General features: G+C 71.0%; 16 protein-coding genes. 7 read left to right on the top strand and 9 right to left on the bottom strand.

What is annotated here, in order from left to right:
• Positions 1-23: 23 nt before the first annotated feature.
• Positions 24-1,106, bottom strand: coding sequence for a hypothetical protein (locus OO63_RS36765; protein WP_030362512.1), 1,083 nt, complete (start codon positions 1,104-1,106; stop codon positions 24-26).
• A 321-nt stretch (positions 1,107-1,427) separates the two neighbouring features.
• On the opposite strand from OO63_RS36765, the gene OO63_RS36760 reads away from it, so the two are divergent.
• Entirely contained in the window at positions 1,428-2,504 is a 1,077-nt protein-coding gene (locus OO63_RS36760; RefSeq protein WP_030362513.1) for a S1 family peptidase, read from the top strand.
• Positions 2,505-2,678: 174 nt separating this feature from the next.
• Here OO63_RS36760 and pepN read toward each other — a convergent pair whose 3' ends face one another.
• Positions 2,679-5,267: an aminopeptidase N gene (gene pepN / locus OO63_RS36755; protein ID WP_030362514.1), complete on the bottom strand. Its 2,589-nt coding sequence runs from the start codon at positions 5,265-5,267 to the stop codon at positions 2,679-2,681.
• Between the two features lie 156 nt (positions 5,268-5,423).
• Here pepN and OO63_RS36750 point away from each other — a divergent pair, with 156 nt between their 5' ends.
• Positions 5,424-6,080 carry a DsbA family protein gene (locus tag OO63_RS36750; RefSeq protein ID WP_030362515.1) on the top strand — a complete coding sequence of 219 codons (657 nt, stop codon included), beginning with the start codon at positions 5,424-5,426 and terminating at the stop codon, positions 6,078-6,080.
• Positions 6,081-6,082: 2 nt separating this feature from the next.
• Here OO63_RS36750 and OO63_RS36745 read toward each other — a convergent pair whose 3' ends face one another.
• The 4 genes from OO63_RS36745 to OO63_RS36730 form a co-directional block, all read right to left on the bottom strand.
• Complete coding sequence (locus tag OO63_RS36745; RefSeq protein ID WP_030362516.1) at positions 6,083-6,292, bottom strand: hypothetical protein; 210 nt, start codon at positions 6,290-6,292, stop codon at positions 6,083-6,085.
• A gap of 150 nt (positions 6,293-6,442) precedes the next feature.
• Positions 6,443-7,093: a superoxide dismutase gene (locus OO63_RS36740; protein ID WP_030362517.1), complete on the bottom strand. Its 651-nt coding sequence runs from the start codon at positions 7,091-7,093 to the stop codon at positions 6,443-6,445.
• A 225-nt stretch (positions 7,094-7,318) separates the two neighbouring features.
• Complete coding sequence (locus tag OO63_RS36735) at positions 7,319-8,728, bottom strand: amino acid permease (RefSeq protein ID WP_030362518.1); 1,410 nt, start codon at positions 8,726-8,728, stop codon at positions 7,319-7,321.
• Between the two features lie 226 nt (positions 8,729-8,954).
• Entirely contained in the window at positions 8,955-10,277 is a 1,323-nt protein-coding gene (locus OO63_RS36730) for an amino acid permease (protein WP_234311400.1), read from the bottom strand.
• 411 nt (positions 10,278-10,688) lie between these two features.
• Between OO63_RS36730 and OO63_RS36725 the strand changes: the two genes are divergently transcribed.
• On the top strand, positions 10,689-11,270 hold the full coding sequence (locus tag OO63_RS36725) for a biotin transporter BioY (protein WP_030362520.1): 582 nt from the start codon (positions 10,689-10,691) through the stop codon (positions 11,268-11,270).
• A gap of 57 nt (positions 11,271-11,327) precedes the next feature.
• Here the strand turns inward: OO63_RS36725 and OO63_RS36720 are convergent, their stop codons facing one another.
• Both OO63_RS36720 and OO63_RS36715 read right to left on the bottom strand, forming a co-directional pair.
• Positions 11,328-12,701, bottom strand: a complete 1,374-nt coding sequence (locus OO63_RS36720) for an FAD-binding oxidoreductase (RefSeq protein WP_033264813.1) — start codon at positions 12,699-12,701, stop codon at positions 11,328-11,330.
• Positions 12,702-12,890: 189 nt separating this feature from the next.
• Positions 12,891-14,354, bottom strand: coding sequence for an amino acid permease (locus tag OO63_RS36715; RefSeq protein WP_030362522.1), 1,464 nt, complete (start codon positions 14,352-14,354; stop codon positions 12,891-12,893).
• Positions 14,355-14,580: 226 nt separating this feature from the next.
• On the opposite strand from OO63_RS36715, the gene OO63_RS36710 reads away from it, so the two are divergent.
• The 3 genes from OO63_RS36710 to OO63_RS45760 all read left to right on the top strand — a co-directional run bounded on the left by OO63_RS36710 (position 14,581) and on the right by OO63_RS45760 (position 16,436).
• Positions 14,581-15,069, top strand: a complete 489-nt coding sequence (locus OO63_RS36710; RefSeq protein ID WP_030362523.1) for a ribose-5-phosphate isomerase — start codon at positions 14,581-14,583, stop codon at positions 15,067-15,069.
• 259 nt (positions 15,070-15,328) lie between these two features.
• Positions 15,329-16,159 (top strand): Fpg/Nei family DNA glycosylase, encoded by an 831-nt coding sequence (locus OO63_RS36705; RefSeq protein WP_030362524.1) that lies wholly within the window; start codon positions 15,329-15,331, stop codon positions 16,157-16,159.
• Positions 16,160-16,205: 46 nt separating this feature from the next.
• Positions 16,206-16,436 (top strand): superinfection immunity protein, encoded by a 231-nt coding sequence (locus OO63_RS45760; protein ID WP_033264812.1) that lies wholly within the window; start codon positions 16,206-16,208, stop codon positions 16,434-16,436.
• Here the strand turns inward: OO63_RS45760 and OO63_RS36695 are convergent.
• Entirely contained in the window at positions 16,433-17,668 is a 1,236-nt protein-coding gene (locus OO63_RS36695; RefSeq protein ID WP_030362525.1) for a GNAT family N-acetyltransferase, read from the bottom strand. The two genes, OO63_RS45760 and OO63_RS36695, sit on opposite strands and share 4 nt — an antisense overlap.
• Positions 17,669-17,832: 164 nt before the next feature.
• Between OO63_RS36695 and OO63_RS36690 the strand changes: the two genes are divergently transcribed.
• Positions 17,833-19,017, top strand: coding sequence for a PP2C family protein-serine/threonine phosphatase (locus OO63_RS36690; protein WP_030362526.1), 1,185 nt, complete (start codon positions 17,833-17,835; stop codon positions 19,015-19,017).
• The last annotated feature ends 141 nt before the right edge of the window (positions 19,018-19,158 follow it).

Raw genomic sequence — 19,158 nt, 5'->3', positions numbered from 1 at the left:
CCTGCGGGGCCGCCGCGGCCTGCCTATCTGGGCAGCACCACGACATACGCCGCAGGATCCCGGTCGGCCGCCGCCATCAGCGCCGTCCGCACGACAGTGGCCTGCTGCTCGGCGGTGTCCCGCAGCTTCTTCGGGGTGACGTGGACGACGGTGATGCCGAGGCGCTCCAAGTGCTCGCGCTTGCGGGTGTACTCGGACCACTCCCCTGGCTCCCGGCCCCGCTCGACGAGGGGGGAGCTGAGGCCGTCCTCGCCCTGGCGCGGCGCCCGCGTGTCCAGCTCCACGGCGACGGAGTGCTCGGGCCAGTAGGCGTCGACGCCGCCCAGGTGCGGGCCGCCCGGCAGCCGCAGGTCGACGTTCCACAGCGGGTCGGGCAGGCCGAAGTCCCGTACCAGCGCGTACAACCGGTCCTCCGCGAGGGCCCGGCCCTCGGCGAGGAGCGAGTCCACCGCGTCCACCACGTGCGGCCGGGTGAGCAGCCGGGCGTTGTTCAACTCCCGTACGACCGCAGCCGGTTCGCAGTGGCCGCCGCGCACCGCCTCGGTGAGCAGCCGTCGCACCGCGCCCGCCTCGGCGAGCTGTGCCACGGCGTCGGCGAGCGCGCGCGGCACGGGGGCGACGGGAAGTCCGGTGATCTGCTGGGGAGTCGGCAGGCTGTTGGCGCGGACGAGGCGGGCGCAGCCGGTGGAGCGCAGCCGCCGGGTGCGGGGCACGAGGACGTCGATGCGGTCCAGGGAGAGCAGCGGCGGCGCGGAGGAGAAGCGGTGCAGCGCGAGCGCGGCGAGCCCGGTGATCATCGCGTCCGCGTACGCGGCGTGCGGCTCGCCCGCGCCGGGCTGCGCGGGCACCGACCTGGCCTCCTTGGCCGGCGGGCGGCCGCTGTACAGGAGCACGCCGTGCAGCCGCTCCTCGCTGGTGGGCGGTCCGGGGTGGAGCAGGTAGACGCCGGGCAGGAACTGCTGCCAGGGGCCGCCGGGGCGGCAGTGCGCGCTGGTGTCGGCGCCGGAGACACCGTGCTCGCGCAGTTGCGCGGAGCTCATGACGCGGCGCTGGACGGCGGTGAGGTGGCGCAGGGGGCGCGGGGAGAGCGGGGTGTTGTGGTTCATGACGGGGCCTTTCCCGCCCCCGGACAGCCCGCTAACCGCTGTTACAGTCCCGTCGACAAAACCGGACAACCCCGCCCTAAAGTACGGGCGTTCGAGAGCCGAAAAGGGCCGGTTCGAGGGGCGCGCCGGTGAACTCGGGGGCGTGCGGGGCGGCGTGAGGCCCTCTTGTGGACGGCGGACACCGTTGTCATACTCGGCGCGATGTTTGGCATGGACGCGACGTAATTCGGGCCAACCCTGAGGCGCGCCCGTGCCGGGCACCGGTAACTCCCGATGACCGCCCCCCACTTGAGCGGTCCATCCCCCCCATGGAGGTACTGCGTGAACACCCAACGAGCGAGCAGGCGACGTCTGGCCATCACCGGAGTCGGGGTCGCCGCGCTGGTCGCCGGCACCCTGACGATGGCGAACGCCAGCGCCGCGGCACCGGCCCCCACGCCGGACACCCTCACCGCGACCGCGGCGGGCAAGCTCGCGAACTCCCTCTCCACCGACCTCAAGAGCGACCTGGCGGGCACCCACTACGACGCCACCGCCAAGAAGCTCGTCGCCAGCGTGCTCGACGGCGCTGCCGCCGACGAGGCCCGCGCGGCCGGCGCCGAGGCCAGGATCGTCAAGAACTCGCGGGCCGAGCTGAACTCCGTGCAGAAGACCCTGGGCGCCGACGCGGTCCCGGGCACCTCACGCGCCGTCGACCCGGTCGCCAACAAGGTCGTCGTCACCGCCGACAGCACGGTCAAGGGCGCGGCCCTGAACCGGCTGCGCGCGGACGTCGCCGCCCAGGACGGCAAGGCCGTGCTCAAGCGCACCGCGGGCGAGTTCAAGCCCCTCATCCGCGGCGGCGACGCCATCTACGCCTCAAGCGGCCGCTGCTCACTCGGCTTCAACGTGGTGAAGAACGGCCAGCCGTACTTCCTCACCGCAGGCCACTGCGCCGCCCTCGCAGGCACCACCTGGTCCGAGACCCAGGGCGGCTCGGCCATCGGCACCGTCGAGGACTACGGCTTCCCCGGCCGTGACGACGCCATCGTGAAGTACACCGCCAACACGGCGCACCCGAGCGAGGTCAACCTCTACAACGGCAGCGCCCAGCAGATCACCGGCGCCCGCACGGCCGTCGTCGGCGAGCAGGTGCAGCGCAGCGGCAGCACCACCAGACTGCACGGCGGCACGGTCCGGGCCCTGAACGTCTCCGTCACCTACCCGCAGGGCACCGTCAACGGCCTCATCCAGACCAACGTCTGCGCGGAGCCCGGCGACAGCGGCGGCGCCATGTTCGCCGGCACCAGCGCCCTCGGCCTCACCTCCGGCGGCAGCGGCAACTGCTCCAGCGGCGGCCAGACGTTCTTCGCCCCGGTCACCGACGCACTGTCCCGCTACGGGGCCCAGATCGGCTGACGCACGCCGCAGCCGCCGGACGGGGCAAGCTATAGCCCGTCCGGCGATTGAGGACGAGCGCGCAGCGCGATGCTCTGACATCGGGCACCGCGATGCGACACCCGAAGGACAACCGCGCAGCGCGACGACAGGTGGGCCCAGGGGGCGAGCACCCCCTGGGCCCACCTACGCCCCTCAAACGGGGCCCGCGGCCCCGTCACAGGCCTGCGCCCGAAGCGACCGCGCCAGATCGTCCGTGGCCTCAAGCACCAGCCGACGCAGCGCGGGCGCAGCCTCCTCGTGCCCGGTGAGCCACGCGTCCGCCGCGTCCAGCGCCTCCTGGCTGTCCTGGAAGTGCGGGAAGAGCCCCCGCACCACGTCCATGCCGATCTGGATGGACCGCTCGGCCCACACCCGCTCGATGACCTCGAAGTACTTCGGCGCGTACGCAGCGGTCAGCTCGCGCTGCGCGGCCTGCTGGAACCCCGCGATCGTCGCCTCCACCAGGGCGTTGGACAGCGCGTCCGACTCCACCACGGCGGCCCACGCCTGCGCCTTCACCGCCGCCGAGGGCCGCGCGGCCAGACACCGGACCTGATGCCGCTTGCCGGACGCCGTGTCGTCGCGGGCCAGCTCGGCCGCGAGCGCCTGCTCGTCCGCCGCGCCGCTCACCGCGAGCGCGCCGAGGAACGCCCAGCGCAGCTCCTGGTCCACATCGAGGCCGTCGATCTTGGCCGTGCCGTCGAGGAGCCCCTGGAGCAGCTGCAGATCGGCCGCGGACGACGCCACCGACGCGAAGAACCGCGCCCATGTCAGCTGGTGCTGGCTGCCGGGCTCGGCCACGCGCAGCTCCCGCAGGGCACCCTCGGCGAGCGCCCGGCCGCCCTCCTCGCGCCAGCCCGGCGCGGCGTAGTGCGTGCGGGCGGTGTTCGCCCAGGCGTGCAGCATCTGCAGGACGCCGATGTCGGACTCCTGCCCGGCGAAGCGCAGGACCAGGCCGATGAAGTCCCGCGCGGGCATGAGGCCGTCCCGCGTGAGGCTCCACAGCGCCGACCAGCACAGGGCGCGGGCCAGCGGGTCCGTGATGTCCCCGAGGTGGTCGCGGAGCGTGGCGAGCGACGTCTCGTCGAAGCGGATCTTGCAGTACGTCAGGTCGTCGTCGTTGACCAGGACCAGCTCCGGCGCCTCGGCCCCGGCGAGCTCGGCGACCGTGGTCCGGGGGCCCTCGACGTCCACCTCAGCGCGGGCGTACCGCACGAGGTCGCCGCCCGCCTCGCGGCGGTACAGGCCGACGGCCACGCGGTGCGGGCGCAGCTCGGGGTGGGACTCGGCGGCCTCCTGCACGACGGCGAGCTCCGTGATGCGGCCCTCCGCGTTCAGGGTCACCCGCGGCGTCAGGGAGTTGACGCCTGCCGTCTGCAGCCACGCCCGCGACCAAGCGGTCATGTCCCGGCCGCTGGTCTCCTCCAGGACGGAGAGCAGGTCGCCGAGGCGGGTGTTGCCGTACGCGTGCCGCTTGAAGTAGCGCCGGGCGCCCTCCAGGAAGGCGTCACGCCCGGCGTAGGCCACGAGCTGCTTGAGCACCGAGGCGCCCTTGGCGTACGTGATCCCGTCGAAGTTGAGCTTGGCGTCCTCCAGGTCGCGGATGTCGGCCGTGACGGGGTGGGTGGAGGGGAGCTGGTCCGCGCGGTACGCCCAGGCCTTGCGGTTGTTGGCGAAGGTGATCCAGCCGCTGGTGAAGCGCGTCGCCTCGACCATCGAGAAGGAGCCCATGAAGTCGGCGAAGGACTCCTTCAGCCACAGGTCGTCCCACCACCGCATGGTGACGAGGTCGCCGAACCACATGTGCGCCATCTCGTGCAGGATGACGTTGGCCCGGCGCTCGTAGGACGCCTGGGTCACCTTGCCGCGGAAGATGAACTCCTCGCGGAACGTGACACAGCCCGGGTTCTCCATCGCCCCGAGGTTGTACTCCGGGACGAAGGCCTGGTCGTACTTCCCGAAGGGGTACGGGTAGTCGAAGTGGTCGTGGAAGAAGTCCAGGCCCTGCTTGGTGACGAGGAAGACGTCGTCCGCGTCGAAGTGCTTGGCGAGGCCCTTGCGGCACATCGCGCCGAGCGGGATCTCCAGGCGGGTGCCGTCCTCGAAGACGCGCTCGTAGGAGTCGGTCACGTAGTGGTAGGGACCCGCGACGACCGCCGTGATGTACGTCGAGATCGGCTTGGTCTCGGCGAACTGCCAGACGCCGTCGGTCAGTTCACCGACCCCGTTGCTCCATACCGTCCAGCCTTCGGGCGCCTGCGCGGAGAAGCGGAAGGGGGCCTTCAGGTCGGGCTGTTCGAAGTTGGCGAAGACCCGGCGGGAGTCCGCGGGCTCGTACTGCGTGTAGAGATAGACCTCGCCGTCCTCGGGGTCGACGAAGCGGTGCATGCCCTCGCCGGTGCGGCTGTAGGCGCACTGGGCGTCCACCACCAGCTCGTTCTCCTCGCGGAGGTCCTCCAGGGTGATGCGGGAGCCGTCGAAGACCTCCGAGGGGTCCAGGTCCTTGCCGTTGAGGGACACGGCCGTCACGCTCGGCGCGATCAGGTCCGCGAAGCTCGCGGCGCCCGGCTCGGCGCACCGGAAGCGCAGCGTCGTCACCGACCGGAACGTGCGCGGCGCCCCTGCGTCGCCGTCGCTTTCGCCCACCGCCGAGCGCAGGTCGAGGAAGACTTCGTACCCCTCGACGGACAACAGCGCGGCCCGCTCCTGGGCCTCGTCGCGGGACAGATTCTCACCGGGCACGGGCTGCACTCCCTTGTGGCTCGCGTATGGCTCGCACGACTCGTCCGAACGTCTCTGATCCTCGCATGCGCCCAGTTCGGCGGACATCCGGGAATGCCCCGGCACAGCCCCGATGTTCCCCGGCCAGATCCCCGAACGGATTCCTTAGGGAGAGACATGTCCGAGAACGTCGCGCAGACCACGAACGGCAAGACCCCGGTCGACTTCTGGTTCGACCCGTCGTGCCCCTGGGCCTGGATGACATCACGCTGGGTCCTGGAGGTGGAGAAGGTCCGCGACATCGAGGTCCGCTGGCACCTGATGAGCCTCGGCGTCCTGAACGAGGACAAGCTGGACGAGCTGCCCGAGGAGTACCGCGACTTCCTCACGAACCACGCCTGGGGCCCGGTCCGTGTCGTCATCGCCGCTCAGCAGGAGCACGGCGCCGGCGTCCTCGGCGACCTCTACACCGCGCTCGGCACCCGCATCCACAACCAGGGCGAGGGCCCCACCAAGGAGGCCGTCGCGGGCGCCCTGAAGGACGTGAACCTGCCCGCCTCGCTCCTCGACCACTGGGACGCCACGCCCTACGAGGCCGAGCTGCGCGCCTCCCACAAGGAGGGCATCGAGAAGGTCGGCCAGGAGGTCGGCACCCCCGTCATCGCCGTCCCCGGCACCGACGGCGAGCAGGTCGCCTTCTTCGGCCCGGTCGTCACCCCCGCCCCCAAGGGCGAGGCCGCGGCCCGCCTGTGGGACGGCACGCTCCTGGTGGCGTCGACGCCGGGCTTCTACGAGATCAAGCGGACGCGGACGCAGGGGCCGATCTTCGACTGATCTCAGTCGAAGTGGGGGAGCCGCATGGCGTCGGGAAAGGGTTTCTTGTTGGAGCCCGTGCGCAGGTTGCGGCACTTCGGAGCGAGACACACGAGGAACTCGTGCACGCTCGCCCGGCCGAGGCGCTCCTTGAGCCAGCTCTCCTCGGGACCTTCCAGCTTCCGGTGCGGATGGTCGCTGTCACACGTCCAGCAGTACTCCGTTTTCGGCATGCACATACCTTCGGCCGGAACCCGGCATACCGAAAGGCCCCCGCGAGTCACGTCCTCACGGGGGCCTTTCGTCCATCCGCCTGCCGTCATGAAGGTTGAGAAGACGATCACGAGGCAGGACGTGTCACCGGGCGCGGGGCCCGGGGTGGGTCACGGGGCGAGCAGCAGGCTGTTCACGCGCTGCTTGGCGGCCTCGTAGCGCTTGGCCACGTCCTGCCAGTTCACGACCTCCCACATGGCCTCGATGAAGTCCACCTTCTGGTTCTTGTACTGCAGGTAGAAGGCGTGCTCCCAGGCGTCGAAGACCAGGATCGGGGTGGAGCCCTGGCCGACGTTGCCCTGGTGGTCGTAGATCTGCTCGACGATCAGGCGGTTGCTGAGCGGCTCGTAGGCGAGCACGCCCCAGCCCGAACCCTGGGTCGTCGCGGAGGCCTTGGTCAGCTGGGCCTTGAACTTGGCGAAGGAGCCGAAGGACTCGGTGATGGCGTCCGCGAGCTCACCGACGCCGTCGGCGGCCGTGGGCTCACCGCCGCCGCCGTCCTTCGGGCTGTTCATGTTGTGCCAGTAGATGCTGTGCAGGATGTGCCCGGAGAGATGGAAGGCCAGGTTCTTCTCCAGGCCGTTGATGGCGCCCCACGACTCCTTGTCGCGGGCCTCCGCCAGCTGCTCCAGGGTGTCGTTCGCGCCCTTGACGTACGCGGCGTGGTGCTTGTCGTGGTGCAGCTCGATGATCTGCGGGTTGATCACCGGCTCCAGCGCCGCGTAGTCGTACGGAAGTTCAGGAAGCGTGTAAATGGCCATGAGAGAGCCCTCCGACGTGCTCTGCGTGCTTGCCGCGCCGTGTCGCGCGGCGCCGCCTCGCACCTCTTTATTGCGACCTATGTGCAAGTGCAGGCTAGCAGCAGGAGTACGGTGAAGTTGATCAGCCCTTCGTCCTAGGCCCGAGGACCCGGTGCCTGTGCCACGGACGGCCGAAGGCCCCGCTCCACAGGGGGGAGCGGGGCCTTCGGATGCTTCCGGCCGGTCTCAGGGGCGCGGCGCGCCGGTGTCCCGGTTCTCCACGGCCTTCTGGCGGGCGTAGCCGACGGCCATGAGGATCAGGGTCAGTCCGCCCGAGTAGAAGAGCTGGGTGCGGGTCTCGGACTCACGGGCCATGAGGACGAACACCGTCGCCATGCCGGCGAGCGCCACATAGGTGAGCCAGGGGAAGAGCCACATCTTCACGACCAGCTTCTCCGGCGACTCGCGCTCCAGCTTCCTGCGCAGCTTCAGCTGCGCCATCGCGATGAAGAACCACACCACCAGGATGATCGCGCCGATGGTGTTCAGGAGCCACTGGAAGATGTCGTCGGGCCGCCAGTAGCTGAGCAGGACGCACAGGAAGCCGAAGGCCGACGAGGTCAGGACGGCGATGCGGGGCACGCCGTCGAACATCCGGCCGAGCGCCTTGGGGCCCTGGCCGCGCTGCACCAGCGAGTTGGCCATGCGCGAGGCGCCGTAGATGTTGGCGTTCATCGCGGAGAGCAGGGCGATGAGGACGACGACGTTCATGATCTGGCCCGCGCCGTCGATGCCGAGGTGGTCGAGCGTGGCGACGTAGGGGCCCTTCGCCGCGACCTCCTCCTTCGTCCACGGCAGCAGCGTCACGACGACGGCCATCGAGCCGATGTAGAAGAGGGCGATCCGCCACATCGCCGTGCGGACGGCCTTGGCCACGCCCTGCACGGGGTGCTCGGACTCGGCCGCCGCGATGGTGACGGTCTCCAGGCCTCCGTACGCGAACACGGAGGCGAGCAGTCCGACGATCAGGCCGTCCACGCCGTTGGGCATGAAGCCGCCCTGCCCGGTGAGGTTGGTCATGCCGGGCGCCTCGGTGTCGGGGAGCCAGCCGAAGATCGCGAGCACGCCGATGCCGAGGAAGAGGACGATCGCGCCGACCTTCAGGGCGGCGAACCAGAACTCGAACTCGCCGAAGTTCTTCACGGCCGCGAGGTTCGTGGCGCAGAACGCCAGCATGAACAGGGCGACCCAGGCCCACTCCGGGACCCCCGGCACCCAGCCGTGCACGATCTTCGCGGCGCCGATGCCCTCCAGGCCGACGGCCACGCACAGCAGGAACCAGAACGACCAGCCCGCGGTGAACCCGGCCCACGGGCCCATGGCCCGCTCGGCGTGCACGGAGAAGGAGCCGGACGCCGGGTTGGCGGCGGCCATCTCGCCCAGCATGCGCATGACGAGCATGACCAGGGCGCCGGAGATCGTGTACGCGAGGATGATCGAGGGCCCGGCCGCGGCGATGGCGGTGCCGGAGCCCACGAAGAGCCCGGCGCCGATCACGCCGCCGAGGGCGATCATCGACAGATGGCGCTGCTTGAGTCCGTGACCGAGCGGTGCGTCGGTCTTGGGTGGTGCGTCCTGCAAGGACGTCCGAGACATGGGCGTGCCCTGTTCAGTAGCAGAGACGGGAGAGCGGAGCGGGCCACAGTCTGAGCGCGCGTACCGCTCACAGGGAACAGTTGACCGGTATACGGACACGACGCTCACACATGGTGAAGATTTGTTCACGTGGCGATCACATGGTCGTCATATGAGGGTGTCATGGCGCGCACTCCGTCCCCACGGAACCGCCATGTCGGGCGTACGTCACCTACGTACGCGTCATCTACGTACGCGCCGCACCGGATCTGCGGCCGAGCCACTCCCGCACCCACGCCACCGCGATCACCAGCGCGGTCGCGCCCGCCGACCACAGCAGCTGCGGCCGCGCCCCGTCGTCCCGGAGCATCAGCAGGATGACCACGGCCATCGCCGCGAGCGCTGCCCACGTCAGCCAGGGGAAGAACCACATGCGCAGCGTCAGGCGCTCGGGCGCCTCGCGCTCGATGCGGCGCCGCAGCCGCAGCTGAGAAAGTGCGATCAGCGCCCAGACGAAGAGGAGCGCCGCGCCGACCGAGTTGAGCATGTAGAGGAAGACGGACTCGGGCCACTTCAGATTCAGCAGCACGGACACGAAGCCGAACGCCACGGAGGCGAGCACCGCCCGGCGCGGCACCCCGCCGCCCGACACCCGGAGCAGCGCCTTCGGCGCCTCCCCGCGCTCGGCGAGCGAGAAGATCATGCGCGAGGAGCCGTACAGATTGGCGTTCAGGGACGACAGGAGCGCCACGAACACCACGATGTTCATGAGGGTCCCGGCCGACGGGACGCCGATGGAGTCCAGGACCGTGACATACGGGCTCAGACCCGCCTGCTGCGCCGTCCACGGCAGCACCGTCACGATGACCAGCATCGAGCCGACATAGAAGAAGAGGATGCGGTACACCGCGCTGCGCACCGCCCGCGCCACCGAGCGCACCGGGTCGTCGGACTCCGCCGCGGCGATCGTCACGATCTCCAGACCGCCGAAGGCGAAGATCACCACGACCACGCCGGAGACCACCCCGTCCCAGCCGTGCGGCAGGAAACCGCCGTCGCCGGTGAGGTGCGTGAAGCCGACCGGATCGGTGTCGGGGAGCACCCCGAAGATCGCGAGCAGCCCGAGCACGAGGAACGCGCCGATCGCGAAGACCTTCAGGGCGGCGAACCAGAACTCGAACTCGCCGAAGTTCTTCACGGCCGCGAGGTTGGCGCCGGTGAAGACCACCATGAAGGCGAGCACCCACGCCCACTGCGGCACGCCCGGCACCCACTCGTTCGCGATCCGGGCCGCGCCCGTCGCCTCCACCGCGAGCACCACGACGAGCAGGAACCAGTACAGCCACCCCACCGAGAACCCGGCCCACCGCCCGAGCGCCCGCTCCGCGTGCACGGAGAACGCGCCGGACGCGGGCATCGCGGCGGACATCTCGCCGAGCATCCGCATCACACACATCGCGAGCGCGCCCGCGATCAGATAGGAGAGGACGATCCCGGGTCCCGCGACCGCGATCCCGGCCCCCGAACCGACGAAGAGCCCGGCGCCGATGACGCCGCCGAGGCCGAGCATGGTGAGGTGGCGCTGCTTGAGGCCGCCGCCGAGGGGTTCGGGCCCCGCGTCCGTGGCGGCGGGCGCGTCCACCGCCGTCGCTCCTGTGGGAGGCACCGCGGACCGGGACGGCAAGGAGTCGTGCTTCACGTGTCGTCGGCTCTCGTGCTCAGGGAATCCAGCGGTGATCTGGATTGGCGGGAATCCACAGTGTCGCCGCTGGGCGTCCCGGGAAGCAACCGGGGCCCTCGCGGCACTGACCTCAGTGACGAGCGTCACGCCGAACCAGGTGTGCCCCGGCGTCTTTGTGCGAAGCCCACCAACGCCGGGCCGCTGCCTTTGTCAGCGGCACCCCCTGATGAGCGGCCCCCGCCGGGGATAGGGTCACAGCGTCCGCCACCCCGCCCCTGGCCCTCAGAACACGGAGTCCCGATGAGCACAGCCGCCATATCCCGTCCGGGTCAGGTCCTGGCCGACCTGATCCCCGCCACCCGCCTGCGCGACGTGACCCTGGTCCTCGGCGGCGCCGCCCTCACCGGCATCGCGGCCCAGATCGCCGTCCCGGTCCCCGGCTCCCCGGTCCCGGTCACGGGCCAGACCTTCGCGGCCCTGCTCGTCGGCACCTCGCTCGGCGCCTACCGCGGCGCGGCCTCGCTCGCGGTGTACGCGCTCGTCGGCATGGCGGGCATGCCCTGGTTCGCGCAGGGCAAGGCGGGCATGGGCATGCCGAGCCTCGGCTATGTCTTCGGCATGCTGCTCGCCGCGATGGTCGTGGGCGCCCTCGCCCGCCGCGGCGCCGACCGCAGCGTGGCGCGCATGGCCGGGACGATGGTCCTCGGCTCCGCGATCATCTACGCCGTCGGCGTGCCGTACCTGGCCGCGTCGACCGGCATGTCGCTCACCGAGGCGGTCGCGGCCGGACTCACGCCGTTCCTGATCGGCGACGCGCTGAAGGCGGCGCTCGCGATGGGCGCGGTGCCGCTGGCGTGGAAGTACCTCGACGAGAAGCGCTGAGACCTCACGGACGTCTGACAAGCGGGCCGGTGCCGTGCGGGCACCGGCCCGTCGACGTCAACGGACGTTGTAGTTCCGCCTGAAGAGGTTCGCCGGGTCGTACGTGACCTTCAGCCCGGCGAGCCTCTTCTGTGTCTCGGCGTCGTACAGCCCCTCGGGCCGGTCACCACCGGCGAAGGTGAAGTTCAGGGACCGGCCGAGGACGTGGGGCGCCACCTCCCCGAAAGCGCCCGCGTACAGCTCCCGCAGGACGGCGCGGTCGGCCCCCGCTGTGTCCTCGGCGGTCTCCGTGCCCCCGGCGCCGTTCAGGGGCGACAGGATCCGCAGCAGCCACTGGGCGTCCCGGTGCGGCACGGCGTTCACGGCGGGCCGGGCGAGGGCGCCGCCCAGGTGGTTGAGCTGCACCACGTGCATGCGGTCGGCGGCGGGCCCGGTGAGCGCGAGGATCCGCTCCAGGGCGTCGCGGTCCAGGGCGTCCAGCATCCGGCTCTCCCCGTAATAGGCGTGCGGGAAGTCAGGGTCGCTGTGGATGGTGTGGCTCTCGGTGTACGGCAGTTCGCGCAGGGAGTCCTCGTGCGCGGGCCCGATCGCGCGCAGCGGCGCCACGAGCCGCTCGCCCTCCGCCGCGGTGCCGGTGTACGCGACGCGCACGGTCAGCAAATAGCGGCCCCGCAGCGCCTCCGGGAGCATCGGCAGGTCCGGGTAGACCAGCGCCGCGAGGGACGAGGTGACCTCGTCGGGCACCGTCTCTGTCCAGGCCGTGTAGGCGCGCAGGACCGCCCCCGGGTCGACCTCGCGCCCGTCGAAGGCGAGCGCGCCCCCGTACAGCCGCGTCACGGGGACCAGACCGATCTCCAGGGCCGTCACGACGCCCAGGTTCGCGCCGCCGCCGAGCAGCCCCCAGAACAGCTCCGGCTCGCTGTCGGCCGTCACGTGCCGCACGGCGCCGTCGGCCGTGACCACGTCCAGGGACCGCACGTGGTCGGCCGCGTACCCGAACTCCCGCGCCAGGACGCCGAGCCCGCCGCCCAGCGTGTACGACACCGCGCCCACGGACGGCGCCGAGCCGTTCAGGGGCGCGAGGCCGTGCTCCGCCGCGGCCGCGACGACCTGCCCCCAGCGGACCCCGGCGCCGACCCGCGCGGTGCGGGCCGCCGGGTCCACGACGACCTCGTCCAGGCGGCGGGTGCTGATGAGGACGCCGCCCGCCGACGCGTCCGGCAGGCCGTGGCCGGTCGCCTGCACGCCGATCGGCAGGCCCGCGTCGGCGGCGTACGTCACGGCCGCGACGACGTCGTCGGTGCTCGTGGCCGCGAAGACGAGGTCCGGGCGCTGGGCGTACCCCGTCTGGAAACCGGCGAGTTCGTCGTCGTATCCGGCGTCGCCGGGGCACAGGACAAGTCGGCGGTCGGTGAGGGCGCTGAGGTCCACGGGTCTCTCCCTGCTTCGATCTTGCTGTCGAAGCACACCTTGACGCGGAAACCTGACATCTCCCGTCAAGTTTTCCGAGAAGAAGAGTTCGAGAAGAAGATCCGACAAGAAGAAGCGGGACGCCCGCGGGGACGGCGGCCGCAGCCGTTGCCCTCCCCGCGGACGCCCCGCACCGGGCGTCGGGACCTGTCAGGCCTCGGTGAGCTCCTCGTCCGAGCGAGGCCGGACCTTCTCGCGCACCAGCGCGAAGCCGAGCACGAGGGCCGCCACGAGCAGCGAGAGCACCATCTGCTTGCGCCCGGCGTCGTCGTACAGCATGTAGACGATCACGAACGAGATCATCCCGATGGTGACCCAGGTCAGATACGGGAACAGCCACATCTTCACGACCAGCTTCTCCGGCTGCTCGCGCAGGATGATGCCGCGCATCTTCAGCTGCGTGAAGCAGATGACGAGCCAGACGAACAGGGCGACGGCGCCGGAGGAGTTCAGGAGGAACTCGAAGACGGTCTCCGGCCACTGGTAGTTGAACCACACGGCGACGAAGCCGAAGACGACCGAGCTGAGGATCGCGACGCGCGGCACGCCCGAGGCGGTGGTGTGGGTGAACGCCTTCGGGGCGTCGCCGCGCTCACCGAGCGAGAAGGCCATGCGCGAGGCGGTGTACAGACCGGAGTTGAGACAGGACAGGACGGCCGTCAGGATGATCACGTCCATGACCGTGCCCGCGTTCGGGATGCCGATGGAGTTCAGCGCGGCGACGTAACTGCCGTCCTTGACGATCGACTTGTCGTCCCACGGAAGCAGCGTCACGACGACGAAGATCGAGCCGAGGTAGAACACGCCGATGCGCCAGATGACGCTGTTGGTGGCCTTGGTGACGGCGCGCTGCGGGTCCTCGGACTCACCGGCGGCGAGGGTGACGATCTCGGAGCCCATGAAGGAGAAGACGACCATCAGGACGCCGGTGAGGATCGCTCCCGCCCCGTTGGGCAGGAATCCGCCCGCGTCGGTGAGGTGCGCGAAGCCGCTGCCCGGATTGTCCGAGCCGGGCAGGATGCCGAACACGGCGAGCAGACCGACGACGACGAACCCGCCGATCGCCACGACCTTGATGCCCGCGAACCAGAACTCGAACTCGCCGTAGGAGCCGACCGAGACGAGGTTGGTGGCGGTGAGCACCACCATCACGATGAGCGCCCAGGCCCACTGCGGGACGCCCGGCATCCACCCGTTGAGGATGTCGGCGCCCGCGGTCGCCTCGACGGCGAGCACCACGACCCAGAAGAACCAGTAGAGCCAGCCGATGGTGAAGCCCGCCCAGCGGCCGAGCGCCTGGTCCGCGTAGGCCGAGAAGGACCCGGAGGTCGGCCGGGCCACGGCCATCTCGCCGAGCATCCGCATCACGAGCACGACCATGGCGCCCACGAGCGCGTACGACACGAGGATCGCGGGGCCCGCGGCCTTGATGCCGGCGGAGGATCCGACGAAGAGACCCGCCCCGATCACGCCACCGATGGCGATCATGGACAGGTGCCGGTTCTTGAGTCCGGCCTGCAGGCCGTCGCCGCCGCCGTTCCCACCGTCCGGCTGCGAATTGCCGGGTCCTTCGTCGGTGCTGTCTTCCTTCGCAAGGGACGGTTGCGAGGTCATAGGCAGATCCTTTGGTTCGCGGGGACAAGCCTCCGCATTAAAAGCGCAGGGGCGTACGGGACGAAAGGCCCGTCTCCGGATCGTTGTATTCCGCGGAATCCTGAGTGAACGAGCGCTTACGCTCGATGACCGGACAGGCGCATTGGCCTGCACCAATCGGTGCTCGGAGGGGGTGCCCGGCGGCCCCACGGCGGCCGCCCGTCCCCGTGCGTGCCACACTTCGCCCATGCGCGTGTACCTCGGCTCGGATCATGCCGGCTACGAACTCAAGAACCACCTCGTCGAATGGCTCAAGGAGCACGGGCACGAGCCCGTCGACTGCGGGCCCCACATCTACGACGCCCAGGACGACTACCCCCCCTTCTGCCTCCGCGCCGCGGAGCGGACGGCCGCGGACCCCGAGTCCCTCGGCATCGTCATCGGTGGCTCCGGGAACGGGGAGCAGATCGCCGCGAACAAGGTGAAGGGGGTGCGGGCCGCTCTCGCGTGGAGTGAGCAGACCGCCGCGCTCGGGCGTGAGCACAATGACGCCAACGTGATCTCCATCGGCGGGCGGATGCACACCCAGGACGAGGCCACGAAGTTCGTCGAGATCTTCCTGGCCACGCCGTACTCCGGTGAGTCCCGTCACACCCGGCGCATCGAGATGCTCTCCCGCTACGAGACCACCGGCGAGCTGCCGGCCATCCCGGCGCACCACCCGCAAGAGGGCTGAGCCCGTCGGCCTTCGCGGGGCGCCCCAGTCCCGCCCCTTTCCCGAAACTGGGGCTCCGCCCCAGACCCCGCTCCTCAAACGCCGGAGGGGCTAGAAATTGTGCCGGTAAGTTCCAGCCCGTCCGGCGTTTGAGGACGAGGCGCGGAGCGCCGATCAGCGGGGGTCCGGGGGCGGCAGCCCCCGGTTTCGGGAAAGGGGCGGGCTTGGGGAGCCCCCGGCAGGGCCCCACCCCACCACCCCCCCGCTATAAGGAGAACCCGTGCCGGAAGGGCACACGATCCACCGGCTCGCGGCCGACCACCGGGACCGTTTCCAGGGCCGGAAGACGACCGCGAGCAGCCCGCAGGGCAAGTTCTCCGACAGCGCGGCCCTGGTGACGGGCAGACCCCTGGACACGGCGGAAGCCCACGGCAAGCACCTCTTCCTGGGCTTCCAGGACACCGGCTGGATCCACATCCACCTGGGCCTCTTCGGCAAGGTCACCCTCGGCGGCGCCCCCGCGCCCCCACCCACGGACACCGTCCGCCTCCGCCTGACGAACGACACCGCGTACATGGACCTCCGCGGCCCGACGACCTGCGCCCTGATCACGGACGAGGAGAAGCAGGCGATACACGCCCGCCTCGGCCCGGACCCGCTGCGCCCGCGGGGCGAGGGGAACGACCCGGAGACGGCCTGGCGCCGGATCTCCCGCAGCCGCACCACGGTCGCCGCGCTCCTCCTGGACCAGAAGGTCGTCGCGGGCGTGGGCAACGTCTACCGCGCCGAGGTCCTGTTCCGGCACGGCATCGACCCGTACACGCCGGGCAAGGACCTCACGTACGCCCAATGGACCGCGATCTGGGCGGACTTGGTGGACCTGATGTGCGAGGGCGTCCGGCACAATCGCATCGACACGGTCCGGCCCGAGCACACTCCGGAGGCGATGGGCCGCCCGCCGCGCGTGGACGACCACGGCGGCGAGGTGTACGTGTACCGCAGAGCCCGGCAGGCCTGCCACATCTGTGGCGGCGAGATCCGCACCGCCGATCTCGCCGCCCGCAACCTCTTCTGGTGCCCGACGTGCCAGCCCAGGGGCAACCGCCCTTAACCGGCACCCGGTCACCGGCCGAGACAAGAAACAGGTTCCACTCACCGTGTTCGACGACCTGAGCGCGCCCTTCGCCCTGGCCGCGGCCCTGGCGTTCTTCGTCCTCTACTTCCTCCCCGCGCTGCTCGCCTTCTGGCGGGACGCGGAGAACCGCTGGCTAGTCCTGGTCGTCAACGTCCTCTTCGGCGCCAGCGTCCTCGGCTGGTTCTTCGCGCTGTACCTGGCGACCCGCAAGCCGAAGGTGCCCCACGGCGCGCGGGCGGGCAGCGTCGGCTAGAAGCCGTGCGACAGCCACGGCGCGACGGCCGAGCCGAACGCCAGGCCCGCCTCCGCCACCGCGCCCTGGCGCAGCTCCCGGACCCGGCCCGCCGCGGCGAGCTGGGTGAGCGGGACGCCGCCCAGGTAGAGGGAGCCCAACTCGCGGACGGCGAGGGCGAGGTCGGCCGGGGCGCTGTCGTCGACGCGCTTGCAGGAGGCGCCCTTGGTGTCGCCGGTCAGGCGCCAACGGCCCTGGTTCCAGGGGCAGAAGGCGTCCTCGACGTCGAGGACGACATCCACCGGCGCCTGGTACGTACGCGCTTCGAGGGCGGCGCCGACGTCCACAAGACGTACGTACAGCGACTCCCGGGTCCGCAGGTCGCAGCGGCGCACGTTCGTGACGAGCTGCGCGACCGGGTCGTCCACCGGCCGGTTCAGGGCCAGGACCGTCGACGTCAGGTCGATGTCGAACAGGAACCGCCACAGCGCGGCGTACGCCGCCGGGTCGAGGGCCTCCACGTCCTGCACCTTGACCGTGCCCTTGGGACCCTGGGCGTCCCACTCGGGCTTGACGGCGTAGAACGCGAACCCGACGACCTCGCCGTCGCGCTCGGCGAGCACGCACTGCTGCGGTGACGCGCCGTTGCGGTCGGCCGGCGGGTCCAGGGTGACCAGGCGCTCCCAGCCGGGCCGCCGCGCCATCAGGCCGGGGCGGCCCGGCACCCGCCGCGCGTACACCGCCTCACAGGCGGGCAAGGCCTTGGCGGGCGTCTCGTAGCGAAGGCGTACGTCGTCGGTGCCCGGCGGGACGGTCAGGCCCACCCGGGTCGTGTCGATCTCCATGCGGTGGTGGAACGAACCCGCCCCGTACCCGAACCGGCCGTAGATCTCCGGCTCCGACGCCGTCAGGACCGCGACGGCCTCGCCGCGCTCCCGGACGTCGTCCAGCTGGCGCCGCATCATCGCCGTGAGCAGGCCGCGCCGCCGGTGCGTGGCCGCCACGCCCACCATCGTCACGCCCGCCGTGTCCACCAGGGCGCCACCCGGCACCGACATGCGGAAGCTGAAGGCGCCCGCCGTGCCCACACAGGTCTCGCCGTCCCAGGCGCCGATCGAGCGCTCGCACTCGGTGAGGTCGCGCCACAGCTCGCGCTCCTCCGGAGCCTCGGCCACACCACCGAAAGCGACGTCCAGCGTTTTGTACCACTGCTCCCAGTCGCCCTGGCTCAACTCCCGCAAGTCTGCTGTCATATGCCATGCCTACCAGGGCTCCAAGGGCGCGGCGAATTGTTTTCCGCGTACCGGAACGCGCGTGTGGACGCTGGGTGTGGAGATACGGGCGAGGTGCCCCTGAAGGGGGACAAGAGGTACCTCCCGTGCGAAGTGCCTGGCCCGGTGGATAGGGTCCACGAGCAATGGCGGTACGACGAGAAGGGCGCGAGCGGCGCGAGCAGCGTGCGCGGCGTGCCGAAGCCGATACGTTCCCGGCCCGCATGAAGAAGCGGCTGCACCGGGCGCGCATAGGGCTGCGCAAATCCGGTGTCGACTACTTCCGGGGCGACGGCTCCGACTGGGTGGCGCTCGCCGCACTCCTCTTGACCGTCCCTGTCATCACCGCGTGCACGATCGTCAACCCGGTGTGGTTCTCGCCCGCCGCGCTCGTGCTGCCCATCGTCGCGGGCGGACTGCTCCTGCGGCCCTCCAGCCTCCTCGGTCTGTACGCCGCCTCCGCGGCCGCCCTCATCGTGGAGTCCGTGCAGCTCGGCCCCTACACGGAAGGGCCCGCCCGGGTCACCCCCGGCACCGTCCTCGCCGTCGCCGCCTGCGGCTTCTTCGGGCTCCTCATCGCCCAGTTCCGCAGCCGCGTCGGGGTGCCCTGGCGGGGCGGCGGGACCATGCTCTTCGACCTGCGCGAGCGGATCCGGGTGCAGAGCAAGCTCCCCAAGCTGCCGCGCGGCTGGCACCGCGAGATGGCCCTGCGGCCCGCCGGGGGCCAGTCCTTCTCCGGCGACTTCGTCGTCGCCGCCCGCACCAACGGCGGGCGCACCCTCGAAGTCGTCCTCACCGACGTCTCCGGCAAGGGCATGGACGCCGGGTCGCGGGCGCTGCTCCTGTCCGGCGCCTTCGGCGGCCTCCTCGGGTCGCTGCCGCCGCACGCCTTCCTGCCCGCCGCCAACGGGTACCTGCTCCGCCAGGACTGGGACGAGGGCTTCGCCACCTCCATCCACCTCGTCCTCGACCTGGAGACCGGCGACTACGAACTCCTCTCCGCCGGGCATCTGCCCGCCCTCCAGCTCAGCGCCGGGACCGGGCGCTGGGAGGAGAAGTCCGGCGAGGGGCCGCTCCTCGGCGTCTACGACGGGGCCCAGTTCGACCCCGTCAAGGGGTCCCTGCGCCCCGGTGACGTCCTCATGCTCTTCACCGACGGCATCGTCGAGGCCGCCGACCGCGACATCGCCGAGGGCATCGACCGCCTCACCGGCGAGGCCGACCGCTACGTCCCCGGCGGCTTCCACGGGGCCGCGTGGCACCTCATCGAGGCGGTCGCGAAGGACGTCAACGATGATCGGGCGCTGTTGTTGATCTGCCGCGACGCGTGAGCTGGCCGGGGGCCTTGGGGGCCTGGGGGGGGGCTCTGGCTCGGCTGCGCCGGGGGCACCCCCGATGCGGCGCTCCGCGCCGCGTCCTCAAGCGCCGGACGGGCTCTCTCCCACCCACCCGCCCGGACTTGCACCGGCCTG

This window comes from Streptomyces alboflavus (assembly GCF_000716675.1).
GTDB lineage: Bacteria > Actinomycetota > Actinomycetes > Streptomycetales > Streptomycetaceae > Streptomyces > Streptomyces alboflavus.
Note: the sequence above shows the minus strand (reverse complement) of the source record. Positions and strands in the feature narration are given on the sequence as shown.